This window comes from Streptomyces sp. NPDC057280 (assembly GCF_042668605.1).
GTDB lineage: Bacteria > Actinomycetota > Actinomycetes > Streptomycetales > Streptomycetaceae > Streptomyces.
In genome coordinates this window covers 1086690-1106478 of sequence record NZ_JBHUYR010000003.1, presented here as the reverse complement: position 1 = coordinate 1106478, position 19789 = coordinate 1086690, and the positions used below count along the sequence as shown (strand labels likewise).

Sequence of the window (19789 nt, the reverse complement as noted above, 5' to 3'; positions counted from 1 at the left end):
ATCGCCCCATGCGCCGTTCGAAAATCGTCTGTACTCTCGGCCCCGCGGTCGACTCCCACGAAATGCTCGTGTCCCTGATCGAAGCCGGCATGAACGTGGCCCGCTTCAACTTCAGCCACGGCAGCCACGCCGAGCACCAGGGCCGGTACGACCGCGTCCGTGCCGCGGCCAAGGAGACCGGCAAGGCCATCGGTGTCCTCGCCGACCTCCAGGGCCCGAAGATCCGGCTGGAGACCTTCGCCGAGGGCCCGGTGGAGCTGGAGCGCGGTGACGAGTTCGTCATCACCACCGAGGACGTCCCGGGTGACAAGTCCATCTGCGGGACGACCTACAAGGGCCTGCCGGGCGACGTCTCGCGCGGCGACCAGATCCTCATCAACGACGGCAACGTCGAGCTGAAGGTCCTGGACGTCGTCGGCCCGCGGGTCAAGACGATCGTCATCGAGGGCGGTGTCGTCTCCGACCACAAGGGCATCAACCTGCCCGGCGCGGCCGTCAACGTGCCCGCGCTGTCCGAGAAGGACGTCGAGGACCTCCGTTTCGCGCTGCGCATGGGCTGCGACATGGTCGCCCTGTCCTTCGTCCGGGACGCCAACGACGTCCAGGACGTGCACAAGGTCATGGACGAGGAGGGCCGCCGGGTCCCCGTCATCGCCAAGGTGGAGAAGCCGCAGGCGGTGGCGAACATGGAGGCCGTCGTGATGGCGTTCGACGCCGTGATGGTGGCCCGTGGCGACCTCGCCGTCGAGTACCCGCTCGAGAAGGTCCCGATGGTGCAGAAGCGGCTCATCGAGCTGTGCCGCCGCAACGCCAAGCCGGTGATCGTGGCGACCCAGATGATGGAGTCGATGATCACCAACTCGCGCCCCACCCGCGCCGAGGCCTCCGACGTCGCCAACGCGATCCTGGACGGCGCGGACGCGGTCATGCTGTCGGCGGAGTCCTCCGTGGGCGCGTACCCGATCGAGACCGTCAAGACGATGTCGAAGATCGTCCAGGCGGCCGAGCAGGAGCTGCTCTCCAAGGGCCTGCAGCCGCTCGTGCCGGGCAAGAAGCCGCGTACGCAGGGTGGTTCGGTCGCCCGCGCCGCCTGCGAGATCGCCGACTTCCTCGGCGGCAAGGGCCTCATCGCCTTCACCAAGTCCGGTGACACCGCCCGCCGGCTGAGCCGCTACCGCGCGGAGCAGCCCATCATCGCCTTCACCACGGACGAGGGCACCCGCAACCAGCTGGCGCTCAGCTGGGGCGTGGAGTCGTACGTCGTGCCGTTCGTGAACAGCACCGACGAGATGGTCGACCTGGTCGACGGCGAGGTCTCCAAGCTGAACCGCTTCAGCGACGGCGAGATCGTCATCATCACCGCCGGCTCGCCCCCCGGCGTCCCCGGCACCACGAACATGGTCCGCGTCCACCACCTGGGCGGGGAGAAGTAAGGCCCCCTGTGCGGCCGTAGGGAATCCGCTACGGCCGCGGAGGCCACAGAGGCGGCTGTACGACGCTGAGGGCGCCCCCTGCGACAGGGGGCGCCCTCAGCGCTTGTGCGGCTCCCGAACGGGCTTGCAGGGGCGCTCAGTCGATGTACTGATGCAGCCCGGGTATGTGCAGGGTGCCGCCGAACTGGCCGGCCTGCACGACCTTCACCTTGGTGAAGTAGATCAGCGGGATGTTCAGCGGCGGCGGGTTGTCCGGGTCGAAGGTGACCGGGATCAGGCCCAGCAGGTTGCCGGAGATGGACTCCGTGTACATCACCGTCTTGCCGTCCCGGATGGTCGACGTGGTGCCCTTGCCGGCCTGCACGTGGTAGGTCTTGCCGGACTGGTCGTCCTTGACCGTCTGGTGCAGGTCGCCGATGTCGGTGCCGTCGGAGATGACGTACTTCAGCACCTTCTTCTTGGTGCCGTTGGCCGTCTTCACCTCGACGATGCCCTTGTAGTCGGCGCCCTTCAGCAGCAGCGAGCTGGCGTTCAGGTACCAGGGGTCGTCGGGCAGCGGCACCGTGTTGTCGACACCGCTCTCCGCGTCCGTGGCGACCGGGCAGTCGTCCGGGTCCGTGGTGGAGCTCGCGGACGGCGACGGGCTGGCGGCGGCCTCCTCGGCCGCCTCCTTCACCGCGTCGGTGGTGTCCTCGGCCGCCTTGGTCGCCTTGTCGGTCGTGTCCTTGACCGTGTCGGTGACCTTCTCGGTGGTGTCCTTGACCGCGTCGCCCGCGTCGCCCTCGGAGTCACCGGAGCCCTTGTCCTCGCTCGCCGAGGCCGACGCGGACGGCGTCGGACTGGCGCTCGCGGACGGCGTCGCGCTCTCGCCACCGGTGAAGATGCCGGTGATCACGTCGCCGATCTCGTCCAGCACATTGCCGTTGCTCTCGGAGGCCGAGGGCGTGGGCGCGGGCGTGGAACCCGACTGCGGCTCGCTGGAGGCAGACGCGGACGGGGTGGGCGTGGCCTCGTCGTCGGAACCTGAATCCGACGAAGAGCCGCCCGAGGAACCGGAGTCCGAGGAACCGGAGCCCGCGTCCTTCGTCTCGGAGGCCGAAGGGGTCGGCGTCGCCTCGTCCTTGGAGTCGCTCGGGCTCGCGGACGGCGAGGCCGACGCGGACGCGCCGTCCTCCAGGGCCGCGACACAGTCCTTGTACTCGTCCGCCGTCAGGCTCTTGGCGGCGGGCTGGTCCTCCGCGTTGGCGAGCGTCGGCGTGAACCCCATCCCCATGAGGACCGCCGTCGGCATCGCCGCGAGGGCTATCGCCTTGCCTGCCGGCATGTGGAACCGGGTGAACAGCGGCTTCTTGGGTGCCGCGTGGCGCGGCCCGGTTCTCACACGGGACTCGTCCACATCAGTCCCGTGGGTCACCTCGTCAGCCGGCACTGTGCCTCCCGTTCGCCCCGTTCGCCGGGCTCGTTCCTGACAGATCGTTCGGCTCACCAAAGTCGTGCGCGTCCTTGGAGAGCGTGGGGACCGCGCCCTGCGGCGCGTCGCTCTCCCCCGCACCGGCCTCCGGCAGCGGCTGCGCCTCGGGCGCCTCGCCCGGCACCCACGCCACGGCCATCGCTCCGCCGACGAGGGAGAAGAGGAAGCCGATGAGGAAGCCGCCGAGGTTCGAGACCGGGATGGACACCAGGGCCAGCAGGATCGCCGCGACGCCCGCGAAGGTGCGGACGTGCTTCTGGAACCAGAGGCTGATGCCGAGGACGACCAGCAGCACGCCGATGATCAGGGATCCCGCGCCGGCGGTGGTGGCCATCGCCAGCGTCAGGTGGCCGATCTGGAGGTTTGCGTACGGGAAGTAGGCGATGGGGAGTCCGCCGAGGATGACGAACAGGCCGGCCCAGAACGGCCGGGTGCCTCGCCAGGCGCGGAACTTCCGCTTGGCGACCCGGAGGTAGTGCTCATCGCGGCCGGGTACGGCAGGAGTCTCGGCGCTCATGGAAAACAGCTCCCTGTCACGGCGTTGCTGTGGTGGTGAGTGGTGCATCGGGCGGCCGCTCGTGGAGAAGGTGCGAACAGCCGCCTGAGAGTGGACGGGCGGGGGCGCCACCGGCTCCCCCGCCCGTCAGCGAGTGCTTAGTAGCACTCCTTGACACCCTTGGACAGCGACATCTTCAGGCCGCTGAGCTTGAAGGTTCCGGCGGTGGTCGCCCACGCCGTCTGCTTCACGTCGGTCAGGGTGACCGAGTCGGCCTGCTGCGCGAACCCGTACGGGTTGGCGGTGTCGCCCTTGGCGATACCCGGACCCTTGGCCGCGTCCTTGGCCGCCACACCGATGTCGATGCCGTGGAACGTGGCGTCGGCGCTGAGGTCCTCGACGTCGATGTACAGGTTCTCGGCCTCGACCGGGGTGTCGCCACCGCCGGCCTTCAGGATGAGGCTGACCGAACCGAGCAGCGGGATGTCAGGGGTGACAACCGACTGGCACAGGTTCTTGATGGTCGCGGACTTGAAGGCCGAGACCGCGACGGGGTGGGCCGTCTTCTTGCCGTCGAGCGTGTAACCCGAGTCAATGGCTCCGTACTGGACGAAGCCCTTGCCGTCGAGCTGGTCGGTCGTCACCTTGAACGACTGACCCGACACGCTGAACGACGCGGCGAGAGCGCCCTGCGCGAGGGCGACACCTATCGCTGCCGTGGCGGCCACGCTGGGCACCATCACGACGGCGAACCGCTTCCATCTGGTCCCGCCACGCACCTGGGACTCCATATTTCCTCCTTCTCGGACGTACATCTCCTGACCCTGACTGCCCCTGTCGAACAAGACGGCTCAGCCGGGCAGGGATGGGAGAAGTGCTACGTCCTCGGGAAGGAGAGCGCCCGTACTCGGAGGCGCGAACCGCGCACCGATCACCGGCGATCACCCCCGAGCGACAACCACTGGTCGCGCCTGACGCACATCACGCACAACCTGGACAGGCTTCGCCGGGTGGGCGAAGACCCCCCTGTCCAAGAGCCGGCGCCACTGCCGCCGGCTCTGCTCGGTGGGGACCCAGGAGTTCCCGCGTGCCCGACCGGCTGTCGGGGTACGGGGAATGGACCGAGCGTCGCCGATCGTGGTGCATTCTCGCCGCCCGCACAAGGGGCTTCGTTACTCGGTAGTAACGGCCGGATAACCGAACAACGACCCACCGGTCTCGGCCGACGACTCCGGGTAGCTCTGAGGGGCCGGACAAAGCAGTTGACGGATGGACATAATCGGGCGGAACACCGCCCAGAACTTACTTGCAGTAACAGCGGCCGCGATTACCAAGATTTGGTAAAGCGCGGCCGCAGTGACGCTCCATCGGCAAATCTTTCACTCGGGCACCACATGCCCGAACGTTTAGCGGCTGCTCAGAACGGGGGCCTCGCCCCGGTCAGAACAGCGCCCGCGCGAGCGCCCGGCGCGCCGCGATCACCCGCGGGTCATCGGGCCCGACGACCTCGAAAAGCTCCAACAACCGGACACGTACGGCGTTCCGGTCGTCACCGGCGGTGCGCTGCACCGTCTCGATGAGCCGCCCGAAGGCGTCCTCGACATGTCCGCCGACCAGATCCAGATCGGCAGCGGCGACCTGCGCCTGCACGTCGGCCGGCTTCGCGGCCGCGTCCTGGCGCACCTGCTGCGGGTCGAGCCCCTGCACCCGGTGCAGCAACTCGGCCTGCGCGAGGCCGAGTTTGGCCTCCGTGTTGCCCGGGTCGTCGCTCAGTACGTTCTTGTACGCCTGGACGGCACCGCCGAAGTCGCCCGCGTCCAGGGCCTGTACGGCGGCCTCCAGGAGGGCGTCGTAGGGCCCGGCGGGAACGGCCGGACCGGCGTCCTTGGCGGCACCGGGGGCGGCGTCGGGGTCGACGGTGAGGCCGGTCAGCCCGAAGCGCTGCTCGGCGACCTGCACCAGCTGGTCCAGGGTCTGCTGGATCTGCTCCTTGCCGGCGGCGCCCTGGAAGAGCGGCAGCGCCTGCCCGGCGACGACGGCGAACACAGCCGGGATGCCCTGCACCCCGAACTGCTGCATCAGCATCTGGTTGGCGTCGACGTCGATCTTGGCGAGGAGGAGGCGGCCGTTGTACTCGACGACGAGCTGCTCGAGGACCGGGCTCAGCTGCTTGCACGGCTCGCACCACTCGGCCCAGAAGTCGATGACGACGGGCACCTCGGTGGAGCGCTGCAGGACGTCCCGCTCGAACCCGGCCTCGTCGACGTCGATGACGAGATCGGCGGGCGACACGGCCCCCGGGCCCCCGCCCTGCCGCGCGGCCTCGGCCCGCGCCTGCTCCGCCTTCGCCTTGGCCTCCTGGGCCGCCTTCACCGCGGCGAGGTCGACGACTCCGCTCATGGACATGTTCCGTGGCTGCATGCGCCTATCCTCCCCCGTTCGCGCGCGTAGGTGAAAAGCATGGTGAAAGCTGGTCAGGCTCTGGACCGGTTCTGTGGTGGTCAGCACCGGTCCAGTGATGTTCGACGCCGGGTCCCCACCCCACGCCAGTGGTTTCGCTACGAGTCGTAGCGTAATGGCACTGCGTGCCTCCTGACGACCGCCTTCCGGTGATCTCCCTCACGGCTTCACAGGAAGAGCCGGTTATGGTCGGGGGATGCAGAGCTCCACTCCCTCCCCACGCGCCACAGGACGCCCCCGCTCCGCCGCCGCGGACGCCGCGATCCTGGCGGCGACGCGGGAGGCGCTGGTGGAGCTGGGCTGGTCCAAGCTCACGCTGGGAGACGTGGCGGCGCGGGCGGCGGTTGCGAAGACGACGATCTACCGCCGCTGGCCGGGCAAGAACGAGCTGGTGGTGGACGCGGTGGCCGAGCTCTTCGACGAACTGCGCCTCCCCGACCGCGGCACCCTGGCCGCCGACATCGAGGGCGTGGTCCTGCAGTTCGCGGCGATCCTGGCGCGCCCGGAGGCGAAGAGCGGTCTGATGGCGGTGGTGGCGGAGTCGACCCGCGACGACGCCCTGCGCGAACGCATCCGCGCCTCGATCGTCGACCGCCAGAAGCGCCTGGTCCTGGAGGGCCGCGCACGGGCCCAGACACGCGGCGAACTCCCCCCGGAGTCCGACCCCGCGGAGGCCTCCCGCACGGTCGACCTGATCTTCGACGTGGTGGCGGGCGCGGTGGTCCACCGCACGCTGGTGAGCGCGGAACCGGCGGACGAGGAGTGGGTACGGGGGTTCACACGGGTGTTGCTGCTGGGGTTGGCCGGGGCGTCACAGACGGTGTGACCCCCCGACGCCCTCTCTGTCAGAACCCGGCGGGCTCCGTGTACACCCCCCACTCCTCCCGCAGCACCCCGCAGATCTCACCCAGCGTCGCCTCGGCCCGCACCGCGTCGAGCATCGGCTCGATCATGTTGGCCCCGTCGCGCGCGGCGGCGAGCATGGCGTCCAGTGCCCCGCGCACCGCGGCGTCGTCCCGCGTCGCCTTCCGGCTGCCCAGCACCCGCACCTGCTCCCGCTCGACCTCGTGAGAGACCCGCAGGATCTCCAGGTCCCCGGTGACGGATCCGTGATGGACGTTGACGCCCACCACCCTCTTGTCCCCCTTCTCCAGGGCCTGCTGGTACCGGAACGCGGACTCGGCGATCTCCCCGGTGAACCAGCCGTCCTCGATCCCGCGCAGAATCCCGGACGTGATCGGCCCGATCGGGTGCCGTCCGTCCGGATGCGCCCGCAGCCCCCGCTCCTTGATCTGCTCGAAGATCCGCTCGGCGTCGGCCTCGATTCGGTCCGTCAGCTGCTCGACGTACCACGAACCACCCAGCGGATCCGCGACGTTGGCGACGCCGGTCTCCTCCATGAGGACCTGCTGGGTCCGCAGCGCGATCTCGGCGGCCTGCTCGCTCGGCAGTGCGAGGGTCTCGTCGAGGGCGTTGGTGTGCAGGGAGTTGGTACCACCGAGCACGGCGGCGAGCGCCTCGACGGCGGTCCGCACGACGTTGTTGTAAGGCTGCTGGGCGGTCAGCGACACACCCGCGGTCTGCGTATGGAACCGCAGCCACTGAGCCTTCTCGGAGCGGGCCCCGTACACGTCCCGCATCCACCGGGCCCAAATCCGCCTCGCCGCCCGGAACTTGGCGACCTCCTCGAAGAAGTCGACGTGGGCGTCGAAGAAGAAGGACAGCCCAGGAGCGAACACATCCACGTCGAGCCCGCGCGAGAGCCCCAACTCCACGTAGCCGAACCCGTCGGCGAGGGTGTAGGCGAGCTCCTGGGCGGCCGTGGACCCGGCCTCCCGGATGTGGTACCCGGACACGGACAGCGGCTTGTAGGCGGGAATGCCGGCCGCGCAGTACTCCATCAGGTCCCCGATGAGCCGCAGATGGGGCTCGGGCTGGAAGAGCCACTCCTTCTGGGCGATGTACTCCTTGAAGATGTCGGTCTGGAGCGTGCCGTTGAGCACCCCCGGATCGACGCCCTGCCGCTCGGCGGCGACGAGATACATACAGAACACCGGCACAGCAGGCCCACTGATGGTCATGGAGGTGGTGACGTCCCCGAGCGGGATGTCCTTGAACAGCACCTCCATGTCGGCGGCGGAGTCGATGGCGACCCCGCAGTGCCCGACTTCCCCGAGCGACCGCGGATCATCGGAGTCCCGCCCCATGAGGGTAGGCATGTCAAACGCGACGGACAGCCCCCCGCCCCCATTGGCGAGGATCATCTTGTACCGCTCGTTGGTCTGCTCGGCGTTCCCGAACCCGGCGAACTGCCGGATGGTCCACGTCCGCCCTCGGTACTCGGTCGCATAGAGCCCCCGGGTGAACGGAAACTCCCCCGGCCACCCGATCCGCTCGAACCCCTCGTAACGATCCCCCGCCCGAGGCCCGTACACCGGCTCCACGGCATCCCCCGAGAGCGTGGTGAAGTCGCCCTCCCGCTTCCGAGAACCGTCATACCGGGCCTGCCACCGACGGCGGCCCTCTTCGATGGCGTCAGCGTCCATGCTTCAAATTTACTAGGACGTCCTAGTAAGTGTCGATGGGAAACCGCCGCGAGCCCGGGTGGGTCACTCTCGCGGCGGTGTGGTCACGCCTTGGCGACGACCGCGCCGTCCTCGGAGACCTGGGCCGCCAGCTCGTGCGTGACCTTGCGCTCCACGAAGAAGGCCGCCGTGGGAATCGTTCCTGCAAGCAGGACCCAGAGCTGCTTCTTGACCGGCCACCTGGCCTTGGATCCCAGGTCGAAGGCGAAGACCAGGTAGATCACGTACAGCCAGCCGTGGGCGATGCCGACGACGCTGGTGAAGCTGTCCGCGCCGTCCATCTTGAACAGGTACTTGGCGATGACGCCCAGGGTCAGCAGGACGAGCAGCACGCCGGTGACGTAGGCCATGACGCGGTAGCGGGTCAGCACGCTCTTTTTCATGCGTTCGAGCGTAACCGCCGGTTCCGGGAGATCTTGGGCCGGGTCAGTCCTCGTCGAAGTCGTTCGCCGCCACCCGCAGGGGTCTCAGCATCGCGAAGATCTCGCCGCATTCCTCCGCGTCGTAGACGCCGAGGCCGAAGTCCATGGCCATGAGGTCGCGGGTCGCGGCCTCAACGACCTCGCGGCCCTTGTCCGTGATGACGGCGAGCGTGCCGCGGCCATCGTTGGGGTTGGGCTTCTTGTCGACCAGGCCGGACTTCACCAGGCGGTCCACCGTGTTCGTCACCGACGTCGGATGCACCATCAGGCGTTCGCCGATCTTGGACATGGTCAGCTCGCCGGCCTTGGAGAAGGTGAGCAGGACCAGCGCCTCGTAGCGCGCGAAGGTCAGTCCGTACGGCTTGACCACCGCGTCGACCTCGGCCAGCAGGATCTGGTGGGCCCGCATGATCGAGGTGATCGCGGCCATCGACGGCACGTTTCCCCAGCGCTGCTTCCAGAGCTCGTCGGCGCGGGCGATGGGATCGAAGGGAAGACTGAGGGGCTTCGGCACGGCACTGACCTTACCGGCCGGTCACATGGTGGTCAGCCCCGTCTTGGCATTCGGTCGGGCCGCCGCCTCCTCACCCGTCCGGCGTGCCTCGGCCGCCAGCACCGCGCAGCCCACCGCCCCCACCACCCCGGCCCCCGCCACCGTCCACGCCACCCCCGCGAACTCCGCCACCACCCCCGCCAGCGCCATCCCCACCCCCTGGATCGTCATCAACCCGGCCGTGAGCAGCGTCATCGCCCGCCCCCGCAGCACCTCCGGCACCGCCCGCACGAACCACTGGTCCAGACCCAGCGTGTACGCCGAGCCGGCGCCCGAGAGGAAGAGGAGGAGCAACGACACCGCCGGCCCCGGACGCAGGGCATAGCCCACGTACGGCAGCAGCGTCACGCACACCAGCGGCAGCGCGATCCGTTCCCGCGCCGCGGGCCGCAGCCGCGCGCCCGCCCACAGCTCACCCGCGATGGTCCCCAGCGGCAGCGCGCACATCAGCAGCCCCAGCCCGACCGAACCGACGCCCAGCTCGTCCGCGTACGGCGCCGCCAGCGCCTCTGGCACCACCGCGAACATCGGCGGCAGCCAGAACAGGAACAGCAGCACCCGCACCCTGCGGTCCGCCAGCACCTGCCTCGCGCCCGTCAGGGAATCCGTCAGGAGCGTGCTCCCACCCGACGCCGCCGCCCGCGCGGGTCGCCTCCGTGTGCCGAACCGCAGCAACCCGGCCGACGCGCAGAACGTGACCACCGTGATCAGCAGGGCGTGCCGCGGCGACACGACGGTCAGCAGCAGCCCGCCCACGCCGTACCCGGCGAGCAGCGCCCCCTGCGACACGATCCGCAGCAGCGAGCGGCCCAGCACGAACAGGTCCCCGTCCCCGAGGATGTCCGCCAGCGTCGCCATCCGCGTCCCCGCGAACACCGGCGACACCACGGCCAACGCGCACCGCAGCGCGAGCAGCACCGCGATGTGCGCCCCGGGCAGCGTCATCGGCAGCACGCACGCCGCGCACACCAGGTCGCTCAGCACCAGCACCCGCCGGGCCGGGAAACGGTCGGCGACCCCCGAGAGAAGGGTGCCGCCGACGACGTACGGCAGGAATCCGAGCGCGAACGTCAGCGCGCTCAGCAAGGGGGAGCCGGTCAGGTCGTAGACGAGGACGGACAGCGAGATCTCGGCGACCACCACGCCCAGCAGCGAGAGCAGGTGCGCGGCGAAGACCGCGCGGAACTCGCGTACGGCGAAGACGCGGGCGTAGCCGGTGGGCGGGGCGCTCAGGGTGTCCGTCATGGGCAGAGCGTGGCCCTCCGCCGCCACCGCGCCCTAGAGTTTCGGCACCAGCCGAATCTTCCGGCCCAGAGAGGCCCCATGCCGTCGCGACTGCACTTCGGGGAGGACGACTTCCTCCGCTGCCGCTTCGCCCTGTCGCCGTTGTGGGAGACGCAGGACGCGGTCCGCACCCTCAAGCGGCCCGACCGGCACGGCTATCACGCGCCCTGGCTGCGCCGCATCCGCGACGCCGCAGCCGCACTCGACCTCACCCCGCTCTGGCTGCTGATGCCGCGCCGCGGACACTCCCCCGACTGGCTCTGCCCGCCGCCGAGCGGGGCGGCCGCCACGTTCGAGGAGGAGATCGCCGCGGTCCGCGCCGCCGATCCCGAGGCGGCCCGCGCGGACACCGCCCAGTCGCTCGCCGACACCCCGGGCGCGCTGGAGTCGTCGTACGGCCGGGCCTGGCTGGCCGATCCCGAGCGGATGGTGCGGGAACTGGCGGACGCCATGGAGGAGGCCTGGCACCGGCTCGTCGAACCGGACTGGCCCCGGCTGCGCGCCCTGCTGGAGGCGGACATCGCCTTCCACTCCCGACGGCTGGCCGAGGTGGGGCTCGGCGGGCTGCTGCCGGAGATCAACCGGCGGTGCGGCTGGGACGCGGGCACGCTGACCATCGAGACCAACGGCCGGCACGAGCGGCACCTGGCCGGGCAGGGCCTGGTGCTGATGCCCAGCGTCTTCGTCTGGCCGGACGTGGTCAGCGGTTTCGACCCACCCTGGCAACCCATGCTGGTCTACCCGGCACGCGGCATCGGCGGCCTGTGGTCAGAGCCCGCCGACCGTACGCCGGAGGCGCTCGTACGACTCCTCGGCCGTGGCCGAGCAGCAGTCCTGACCGCCCTCGACGAACCCGCCACGACCACCGCTCTCGCACACCGGTTGGGTCTCGCGCCGTCGTCGGTGTCGGCACACCTGACGGTTCTGCGCGAGGCGGGCCTGCTCACTTCACGCCGCTACGGTCACCAGGTCCTCTACGAACGAACCCCACTGGGCATCGCCCTCACCACAACGCCCTGAAGGGGCGCGGGGAACTGCGCGACCGGCCACACCGAGCACGCACCCGACACACCACCCTCCACCCCGAGCTCTTAGTCGAGGCCAAACTTGCCCCTCGTGTAACGATGGGTGACATATCGTCACCAAACACCCATCCTCGCGCAAGGGAGCAGCATGCCCCGGCTGACCCACACCCTCGCCGCCCTCACCGCCCTCCTCCTCACCGCCGGCTGCTCATCCGCCCCCGACCTCGACCAAGCCTCCGTCGCCGGCGCGAGCCCCGACCGGAACTCGCCGTTCTGGGTGGACCCGGCCAGCCCCGCCGCCCAGCAGATCGAGCTGTGGCGACGGGAGGGGCGGGCCGCGGACGCCGCGCTGCTTGAGAGAATCGCCGATCAGCCCGCCGCGCTCTGGCCGGCCGGCGAGATCGACCCGACCCCTGCCGTGCGCACAGCGACCACCGCGGCGAAGGCCGCGGACCGCACCGCGCTCTTCGTGGCGTACAACATCCCGCACCGGGACTGCGGCCAGCACTCGGCGGGCGGGGCGGCCGACGCGGACACCTACCGGGACTGGATCGGGAAGTTCGCCGAGGCGCTCGGTAACGCCAAGGCGCTCGTCGTGCTGGAGCCGGACGCCGTCGCGCACAACGTGGACGGGTGCACGCCCGGTGAGTACCACGCGGAGCGCGAGCAGTTGCTGGGTGAGGCGATCGCCCGGCTCAAGCGGCAGCCGCACACCAAGGTGTACCTGGACGCGGGCAACCCGTCCTGGATCAAGGACCCGGGGAAACTGGTCGAGCCGCTGAAGCGGGCCGGGGTGGAGCGGGCGGACGGGTTCTCACTGAACGTCTCCAACTTCCAGACGGACGACGTCACCAAGAAGTACGGCGTCCGGCTGTCCGAGGAACTCGGCGGCAAGCACTTCGTCATCGACTCCAGCCGCAACGGCAACGGGCCGCTGCCGGGCGCGTGGTGCAACCCGCCCGGCAGGGCCCTCGGTACCCGGCCGACCACGAGGACCGACGAGCCCGCTCTCGACGCCTACCTGTGGGTCAAGCGGCCCGGCGAGTCGGACGGCACCTGCGAGGGCGGTCCGGACGCCGGGCAGTGGTGGCCGGAGTACGCCCTGGGCCTGGCGCGCAACGCCCAGGGCTCGTAGGTCACTTCACCTGGATCCACTTCGCCTCCGACGGCGTGCCGTCGGCGTCCGTCACGAACAGCATGTACCAGCCCGGCGGGACCAGGGTCGGGTCCTTGGGCACCTCGACCGTCACCGAGTGGGCGCCCTTGGTCAGGCCCAGTTCGATGGAACGCTGCTCGACGTCGGTGGTGTGGGTGACCGCGCTCGGCCGCATCAGCCGGGCCTTGGCGATCCGGTCGGGGTGGTCGGTGCGGTACGTCGCGCGGTGGTCGTCGGCGAGGACCTGCGAACCGTCCCTCAGCACCGGCCGGTTGGCGGCGTTGCGGTGCAGGGCGGGTGGGGTGAAGACCTCCATCCGCTGCTCGAAGTGGCCCAGCTTGGTGTTCTGCTGGTCGTCGAAGAGCGGGTCGGAGCCGAAGGTGGCGACCCGGCCGTCGGGCAACAGCAGCGCCTCGGAGTGGTAGTTGCGACCGACCGTGGGGGCGGCCGCCTCGCGGAAGACGTTGCCCTTGGGGTCGTAGAACTGTGCCTTGAGGATGTTGCTGGCGCTGCGGCCGCGGTAGTCCTCGGAGCCGTTCGAGGTGAAGACGGTGTCGTCCGGCATGATCACGCTGTTCAGGTACCGGGTGCCCTGGGGGAGGTCGGGGCCGTCCTTGAAGACGGGGTTGTCCGCCTTGAGGTCGACGACCGCGGTGCGCGGGGTCGACTTCCTGGACTCGCCGACGCCTCCGCCGCCGAGGATCATCACCTTCTGGTCCTGCGCGGGCGGCAGCAGCAGCGATGCGGACGTCTCCGTCTCCTCGGCGTCGCGCAGGCCCGGCACCTTCTCGAAGGTGTTGGTCTTCAGGTCCCACAGGCCCGGCTCGCGGCCCTTGTCGGCGGGTCCGTAACCGGCGTTGGAGGCCGGGTAGAAGAGCTTGCCGCCCTTGGTGAGGAAGAGCGCGGGGTAGGTCGGGAAGTACCGCTTGGGGCCGCGGGACCACTTCTTGGTCTTCGGGTCGTAGATCTCGTTGTCGCCCGGGTCGATCACTCCGACGTCGTCCAGGCCGGAGACCGCGAGGACGCGGCCGTCGTCGAGGCCGACGAGGGTCGGGTACCAGCGTGCCTTGTCCATCGGGTCGACGGGTATGTACCGCTCGGCGACCGGGTCGAACTCGTAGGCGGCACGGATGCCCTGGAAGTCCTGCTTGTCGAGGGTGATCTTCTCCGACAGGCCGTAGACGTTGTCGGCGTCCTTGCCTTTCAGGCCCACGACCTCGTACTGGGCCTGCTTGTCGGTGACCGACATCGGGCCCTTCTCTACGGCCTCGACGAAGACACGGGCCTCGGAGGCCGTCACCTTCGTCTGCCAGGGCTGCATGACACCGGCGGCGTTGTACGTGATCTTGAACTTCTTCTGTGCCTTCGGCACGGTGACGTCGAACTTGGTGACGTACTCGACCCCCGCGGGCGAGCGGAAGCGGGTGCCCTTCTTCAGAACCATCGCCTTGTCGGGGTTCTCGTTCTTCACCCGCATGCCGCCGCCGGCCCGGTCGATCTCGCCGTCGAGGAGTTCGTAGCGGGCGGTGCCGCCGGCCACCAGCAGGCGGCCGTCGGGGAGTTGGGCGTGGCCGGAGCAGAAGAAGTCGTCGGGCGTGGGGATCTTCTTGAAGGTGTCGGCCTTCGGGTCCCACAGGATCGTGTCGAAGGAGCCCTCGTCGAATTTCTTCTGCTCGTTCCCGGATCCCGCGACGATCAGCACCTTGCCGGTGTGCAGGAGCGCCGCGTGGATGGCGTTGGTGCGGTACTCCTGCGGGATGTCGACGGTGGCCCAACTCCCGTACTTCGCCTGGTACTCGGGCTGGGCGATCTTGTACGCGTCGTACTGCTTCTCGGCGAAGTCCAGTGCGGCGGGGGCGTTGAGGCCGACCAGGACGGCGATGCCGCCGATGCCGAGGACGGTCTTCTTGGTCTTCTGGGACGGCTGGTAGGCCATGGCCTAGTTGCCTCCTGTCGTGGTGCGGGAGGTGGTGGCGAGGGCGGGTTCGCTGCCGTCGACGACCCGGGCGGAGGCGCGCAGCGACTGCCGGGCCCTGCGCTCCTTGAGCGTGGTGGCCAGCCATATCGCCACCGGGGCAAGCGAGATGGCCATCGCGAGGACCGCCCAGGTGCGCATGGCCGCATGGGTGTGGTCGAGGACGACCGAGGCGGCCAGCGAGGTGGCGAGGAGGAGCGCCCAGAAGAGGTGGATGCGGAAGGTGAGGAGCCGGTCCGGGCTGGCGTCGCCGCCCTTGGGGGTGACGACGAAGCGGCTGGGCCGGCGGAGGAGGGCCGCGCCGAAGGACTTGAGGTAGATGGGTGCAGAGAGCGCCGACATCGCCATGCCCGCGAGGCCGCCGGAGCCCTCGGGTTCGTGCGGGGAGACGTTGTGGCGGCGGTTCCACAGGTACAGGCCGATCTGGAGGGCGGCCGCGTCGCTGTAGAGCATCAGCCAGACGGAGGCGGCGACCTGCGTGCCGGACGCGCCGAACCAGAGGAAGAGGAAGCAGCTCAGGATGCCCAGGAACCAGTTGACGGCCGTCATCGGGTAGTAGACGAGCATCAGCGTGTACGAGAACAGCCGCCCGGGAGGCATCGTGAACGGCGCCTTCCAGTACTGCTTGAGCAGCGTCTCGTACGTCCCCCTCGACCAGCGCATCTGCTGGGTGAAGAAGTCGGTCCAGGAGGCCGGACCCTCGCCGACCGCGACCACGTCGGGGGTGTAGACGGAACGCCAGTGGCGGCGGGTCCTGGGGTTGCGGTGCCGGTGCAGTTCGAAGCCGGTGGCCATGTCCTCGGTGATGGAGTCGTACAGGCCGCCGATCTGCTGGAGGGCGGCGATGCGTACGACGTTGTTGGTGCCGACGAACATGGGTGAGCGGTAGCGGTTGCCGGCCCGCTGGATCAGGGCGTGGAAGAGGAACTGCTGTGACTCGGCGGCCTTGGTGACGGGGTTGTGGTAGTTGCCGTACACCTGGGGGCCGACGACGAAGGCGACGTCCGGGTCGCGGAAGTAACCCATCATCCGCTCCAGGAAGTTGGGGAGCGGGACGTGGTCGGTGTCGACGGCGGCGAAGAACTCGTAGTCGCCGCCGTGCAGGGCGATCCACGCGTTGTAGTTGCCGTGCTTGGTGCGGGCCTTGTGGACGCCCTTGGTGCGGTTCCACTCCGGGACGCCGTGCCGGGTGAAGTGCCGGACGCCGAGCTCCGCGCACAGGGCCTTCGCCTTCTCGTCGTCCCCCTCGTCGAGGAGCCAGACGTCGAGCGGGCCGTCGTGGGTGACCTTCGTGGCGCCTTCGAGGGTGGCGCGGACCATGGCGAGGGGTTCCTTGCCCGGGACGTACGTCGTGAGGAAGGCGACGCGGGTGCCGGGTTCGGGGGTGACGGGGACGGGGTCGCGGGCGACGAGGGTCGCGTGGGCCACGGAGGCCACGTTGACGACCATGAACAGCTCGATCAGCCCGATGGCTATCAGCATCGTGATGTCGAGCCAGACCATCCACGCGTCGCCGCCCTCGCGCTCGACCCAGTGGGTGGGCCAGACGAGATAGACCAGGAGGACGCCGGTGAGCACCGGCGCGAGGGACATCAGCAGGATCGCTCGTATTCGGTGGGGCTCGCCGGAGAGGAGTGAGGTGTACTGCACCTGGTACGGCGTGCCGGACGGCTCCGTCAGCGGTCCGGCCACTCGGCTGTAGGTGTCGTAGTCGTAGCCCTCCGGCCGCACAGCGCCCTCCAGTGATCGAAACATCCGACATGCCCGATATGCACACGAAAGTGGAGTTTCCTGGGCGTGTCGAACCGGGAGGGGCCAGCCGGGCGATCCGGCGACCGGCTCGGGCACCTGGGGCCGGCCCCGCCGAGGAAGCCGTCGTCGGGGAAGTCGTGGAGGTGGATGCGGGCGGCTCAGGGGTGGCGGGGCGTGAGGTCAGCGGCGGTTCGTGCGCCGCAGATGGAGTCGCACCGCACGCTGGGCCACCGGGCCCAGCTCCTCCAACGCGGCGCCCAGGACGCCCAGTTGCTCCAGCGCGTCCAGCGCGGCCGTCGCGCCCGGCAGGTCCACGCCCTCGTACAGCTCGATGCCCACGAACGACGCGGCGACCGCGCGCGCCAGGCCCGCCGGGTCGGTGAACTCCTCGAAGGGGGTGCCCGCGAGGACCCTCCTCAGGACCTTCTCGATCTCGGTGATCCAGGACTCCAGACCGGCCGCCGTGGCCACCGCGAGGCTCTCGTGGGTCTGGGCACCGGCCAGCAGCTGGCCGAGGAGGGCGACATGGCCGCCGGAGCGCTCCTCCTCGTGGATCTGCCGCCCCACCACGAGGAGTTCGGAGAGCGAACGCACCTGGTCGAAGCGGGGGCGGTAGCGGGACACGGCCTGCTCGGCGCCGTACCGGCAGGCCGCCGCGAGGAGTTCGTCGACCGAGCCGAAGTGGTAGAAGACCAGCGCCTGGTTGACGCCGGCCGCCGAGGCGATCGTGCGCGCCGACGCCTTCGCGATGCCCTGGTCGACGAGGGTCCGCAGGGCGCCCTCGAGCAGCTTGGTCTTGGTCTCCTGCGACTTCGCGGTCTCGGGACTCACGCGCGCGACTCCTCGCGGACCGGGCGCAGTCCGGGGCGGACACCGCAGGACCGGATGTCGCTGTACGTCGCCCTGAAGGAACCCTCGTAGCCGAAGAGGGGCCCGAAGTACTTGTTGACGACCCTGACGCGGATGCGGAAGCGGCCCGAGTGGTCGTCGAAGGACTCCCGGACCTCGGCCGTGGCGCCGATCAGCTCGGGCACCCGGACGTCCACCGCACCCTCCCGGAACCGGTGTTCGCCGGAGCGGATGAGGAGCGAGCCGTCGGGCTCGGCGTGGAAGTACAGGTCGGTCGCCAGGTGCTGGTGGGTGCCGAGGTAGTCGAGGACGCGGTCGCCGCGGGGACCCAGGACCATCTGGGCGTCGAAGCGGCGGGAGCGGCCGGGCAGGTCGAAGGTGCGCACGAAGGTCACCGTCTCACGACCGTAGGTGTCGGTGTACGGCACGTTCTCGATGACGAAGGGGACGTTGCGGCCGGTGCGCGGGACGAGGATGTTGCGGGTGGTGCCGAGCGCGAGGAACGGCTTCACGAAGGCCCCGCCGTGCCAGATGCGGTCCATGACCCCCCGCCCGGTGCAGGCCTCACCGCTCGCCAGGCCGACGGAGAAGCGCCGCTGGAGCTGAGGGTGGAGACCGTCGAAGGCCGAGCCCATCGCGGCGCGGAAGATCGAGGCCGGCGAAGGCGCCCCAAAGGACGCGGGATGCATGGTCATCGCGGGTTCTCCAGGGTGCGCAGGAGCCGGGGTGCGTGGGTCTGGGTCGGCGGGCGGCGCAGGCAGCGGCGGGCGGCCGGGGTGCCGGGCAGAGGCGGGGCGAAGAGGGCCAGCGCGAGGGCGACCAGGGCGAGCGCGGGCATCCAGTAGAAGAAGAGCGGCGCGAGGGACCCGCTCAGCCGCAGCAGGCTGCCGTACCCGAAGCCCGTGCAGGCGAGCACGATCACCAGGGCCCGTGCCAGCAGCTCGGCCAGCCAGTTCAGGCACGCCCGCTCCGGAGTGATCCCGCGCTCCAGCCACAGCCGGAGCCGGTCGAAGGACCACGCCGTCGCCCAGCCCATGAGCGGCCGGAACAGCAGCCGGTCGGCACCCGCGCCGAATGCACCCCAACGGGGCCGGTAGTCGTAGCCGGTCAGGAAGCGGACCCCGTCGCCGTCCGGGACGTAGCGCCAGTAGCCGCTGCCCTCGGCGAGGAGGGAGAGGGGGTGCGGGGAGGAGAAGCGGAGGGCGGAGGTGCGGGTGCCGTCGGGGCGCTCCTTCTCGCCGGCCGAGACGCCGGTCCCGGCGATGGTGAGGAAGGGCAGCACGCGTGTGGCGTAGCGGAAGCGCTGCGGCTCGCCGTCCCCTCGCGGGAGGTAGTCGATCTCCGTGAAGCGGAGGTCCCAGCGCTGGTGCTCGGACGGCTCCTGCGTGCGGGACCACAGGTCGTCGAGGTCGGTGCGGATGTGCGCCTCGATGTAGAGGCTGTTGTGACCCATCTGATTCCCCCAGGTCAGCCTGTTGTTTGAGCGACCGCTCAAACCTTCGGGATCAGAAGGTACACCTCTTTGAGCGATCGCTCAAACACTGAGCACAAGAAAACCCCGGCCCGCGCGGGCCGGGGTTCACAGGGAAGCGGAAGCGCCGGGCTACTCGGCGAGGTGCCGCTCCACGGTCTCCACCTTGGAGGTCAGTCCGTCGGTCACCCCGGGCCGGATGTCCGCCTTGAGGACCACGGACACACGCGGGGCACGCGCCTCGACGGCGGCGACGGCACGCTTCACCACGTCCATCACCTCGTCCCACTCGCCCTCGATCGAGGTGAACATCGCGTCGGTCCGGTTGGGCAGGCCGGACTCGCGGACGACCCGCACGGCGTCGGCGACGTACTCCCCCACGTCCTCGCCGACCCCCAGCGGCGTCACGGAGAAGGCGACGATCACGAGGTCTTCACCGCCTGCTCCTGACGCGCGCGGGAGGCGATGACCGCGTCCTCGGCCTCACGGCGGAGCTTGCGCTCCGCGAAGAAGCCGCCGGTGGGCAGGACGGACAGGACGAAGTAGAGGGCGGCGGTGCCGAAGGACCACTTCGCGCGGTTCCAGGCGTCCGCCCAGAAGATCACGTACAGGATGAAGAGAACGCCGTGGATCATGCCCATGACCGGGACCGCGTTGAAGTCGGTGGTCCGCTTCAGCACCGAGCAGACGAGCAGAAGCAGGAAGGAGACCGCCTCCGGGGCGGAGACGAGGCGGAGGCGGCGGAGGGCGCTGGCGGTCTTGATGTCCACGGGTCACCTTCGGTGGGAGTTGCGTCGAGAGTGCGGGCCTGCCGGTTTGTGAACACATGCACAAACGTTCTTCCATTGTGGCAAACG

The 19789-nt window shown here is 69.8% G+C and carries 19 protein-coding genes; 4 read left to right on the top strand and 15 right to left on the bottom strand.

Going from position 1 to position 19789, the window contains the following annotated elements:
* Positions 1-8: 8 nt before the first annotated feature.
* The gene (gene pyk, locus ACFUO4_RS23705) at positions 9-1433 is read left to right on the top strand and encodes a pyruvate kinase (protein ID WP_079312649.1); all 1425 of its coding nucleotides are present in this window, start codon (positions 9-11) and stop codon (positions 1431-1433) included.
* Positions 1434-1569: 136 nt separating this feature from the next.
* Here pyk and ACFUO4_RS23700 read toward each other — a convergent pair whose 3' ends face one another.
* From ACFUO4_RS23700 to ACFUO4_RS23685, 4 genes are all read right to left on the bottom strand, one after another.
* Positions 1570-2862: a hypothetical protein gene (locus tag ACFUO4_RS23700; protein WP_079312651.1), complete on the bottom strand. Its 1293-nt coding sequence runs from the start codon at positions 2860-2862 to the stop codon at positions 1570-1572.
* Complete coding sequence (locus ACFUO4_RS23695) at positions 2852-3421, bottom strand: DUF6114 domain-containing protein (RefSeq protein ID WP_383487797.1); 570 nt, start codon at positions 3419-3421, stop codon at positions 2852-2854. The genes ACFUO4_RS23700 and ACFUO4_RS23695 overlap by 11 nt, the downstream gene beginning before the upstream one ends.
* Positions 3422-3558: 137 nt before the next feature.
* Entirely contained in the window at positions 3559-4191 is a 633-nt protein-coding gene (locus ACFUO4_RS23690) for a DUF6230 family protein (RefSeq protein ID WP_079312653.1), read from the bottom strand.
* Positions 4192-4840: 649 nt separating this feature from the next.
* Positions 4841-5821 (bottom strand): tetratricopeptide repeat protein, encoded by a 981-nt coding sequence (locus ACFUO4_RS23685; RefSeq protein ID WP_383487794.1) that lies wholly within the window; start codon positions 5819-5821, stop codon positions 4841-4843.
* 235 nt (positions 5822-6056) lie between these two features.
* Between ACFUO4_RS23685 and ACFUO4_RS23680 the strand changes: the two genes are divergently transcribed.
* Positions 6057-6686 carry a TetR/AcrR family transcriptional regulator gene (locus ACFUO4_RS23680; RefSeq protein ID WP_079312655.1) on the top strand — a complete coding sequence of 210 codons (630 nt, stop codon included), beginning with the start codon at positions 6057-6059 and terminating at the stop codon, positions 6684-6686.
* A 19-nt stretch (positions 6687-6705) separates the two neighbouring features.
* Here ACFUO4_RS23680 and ACFUO4_RS23675 read toward each other — a convergent pair whose 3' ends face one another.
* The 4 genes from ACFUO4_RS23675 to ACFUO4_RS23660 form a co-directional block, all read right to left on the bottom strand.
* A complete protein-coding gene (locus ACFUO4_RS23675) occupies positions 6706-8406 on the bottom strand; it encodes a methylmalonyl-CoA mutase (protein ID WP_383487791.1) in 1701 nt (566 codons plus the stop codon).
* An 83-nt stretch (positions 8407-8489) separates the two neighbouring features.
* Complete coding sequence (locus ACFUO4_RS23670; protein WP_383487788.1) at positions 8490-8828, bottom strand: DUF3817 domain-containing protein; 339 nt, start codon at positions 8826-8828, stop codon at positions 8490-8492.
* Between the two features lie 43 nt (positions 8829-8871).
* Positions 8872-9381 (bottom strand): MarR family winged helix-turn-helix transcriptional regulator, encoded by a 510-nt coding sequence (locus ACFUO4_RS23665; protein WP_097269112.1) that lies wholly within the window; start codon positions 9379-9381, stop codon positions 8872-8874.
* 21 nt (positions 9382-9402) lie between these two features.
* Positions 9403-10665, bottom strand: coding sequence for an MFS transporter (locus ACFUO4_RS23660; RefSeq protein ID WP_383487785.1), 1263 nt, complete (start codon positions 10663-10665; stop codon positions 9403-9405).
* A gap of 78 nt (positions 10666-10743) precedes the next feature.
* Between ACFUO4_RS23660 and ACFUO4_RS23655 the strand changes: the two genes are divergently transcribed.
* The gene (locus ACFUO4_RS23655; RefSeq protein ID WP_383487782.1) at positions 10744-11724 is read left to right on the top strand and encodes a DUF5937 family protein; all 981 of its coding nucleotides are present in this window, start codon (positions 10744-10746) and stop codon (positions 11722-11724) included.
* A 153-nt stretch (positions 11725-11877) separates the two neighbouring features.
* Positions 11878-12864, top strand: a complete 987-nt coding sequence (locus ACFUO4_RS23650) for a glycoside hydrolase family 6 protein (RefSeq protein WP_383487780.1) — start codon at positions 11878-11880, stop codon at positions 12862-12864.
* Between the two features lies 1 nt (position 12865).
* Here ACFUO4_RS23650 and ACFUO4_RS23645 read toward each other — a convergent pair whose 3' ends face one another.
* From ACFUO4_RS23645 to ACFUO4_RS23615, 7 genes are all read right to left on the bottom strand, one after another.
* A complete protein-coding gene (locus ACFUO4_RS23645) occupies positions 12866-14821 on the bottom strand; it encodes a galactose oxidase-like domain-containing protein (RefSeq protein WP_383487777.1) in 1956 nt (651 codons plus the stop codon).
* Positions 14822-14824: 3 nt separating this feature from the next.
* On the bottom strand, positions 14825-16591 hold the full coding sequence (locus ACFUO4_RS23640; RefSeq protein WP_079311666.1) for a glycosyltransferase family 2 protein: 1767 nt from the start codon (positions 16589-16591) through the stop codon (positions 14825-14827).
* Positions 16592-16792: 201 nt separating this feature from the next.
* Positions 16793-17443 carry a TetR/AcrR family transcriptional regulator gene (locus ACFUO4_RS23635; protein WP_383487774.1) on the bottom strand — a complete coding sequence of 217 codons (651 nt, stop codon included), beginning with the start codon at positions 17441-17443 and terminating at the stop codon, positions 16793-16795.
* Positions 17440-18156: a DUF4166 domain-containing protein gene (locus tag ACFUO4_RS23630; RefSeq protein ID WP_383487771.1), complete on the bottom strand. Its 717-nt coding sequence runs from the start codon at positions 18154-18156 to the stop codon at positions 17440-17442. Before ACFUO4_RS23630 ends, ACFUO4_RS23635 begins: the two co-directional genes overlap by 4 nt.
* Positions 18153-18914, bottom strand: coding sequence for a hypothetical protein (locus ACFUO4_RS23625; protein WP_383487769.1), 762 nt, complete (start codon positions 18912-18914; stop codon positions 18153-18155). The genes ACFUO4_RS23630 and ACFUO4_RS23625 overlap by 4 nt, the downstream gene beginning before the upstream one ends.
* A gap of 150 nt (positions 18915-19064) precedes the next feature.
* Positions 19065-19358, bottom strand: a complete 294-nt coding sequence (locus tag ACFUO4_RS23620) for an MTH1187 family thiamine-binding protein (protein ID WP_019060761.1) — start codon at positions 19356-19358, stop codon at positions 19065-19067.
* Positions 19355-19702 carry a DUF3817 domain-containing protein gene (locus ACFUO4_RS23615; protein ID WP_079311664.1) on the bottom strand — a complete coding sequence of 116 codons (348 nt, stop codon included), beginning with the start codon at positions 19700-19702 and terminating at the stop codon, positions 19355-19357. Before ACFUO4_RS23615 ends, ACFUO4_RS23620 begins: the two co-directional genes overlap by 4 nt.
* Between the last annotated feature and the right edge of the window lie 87 nt (positions 19703-19789).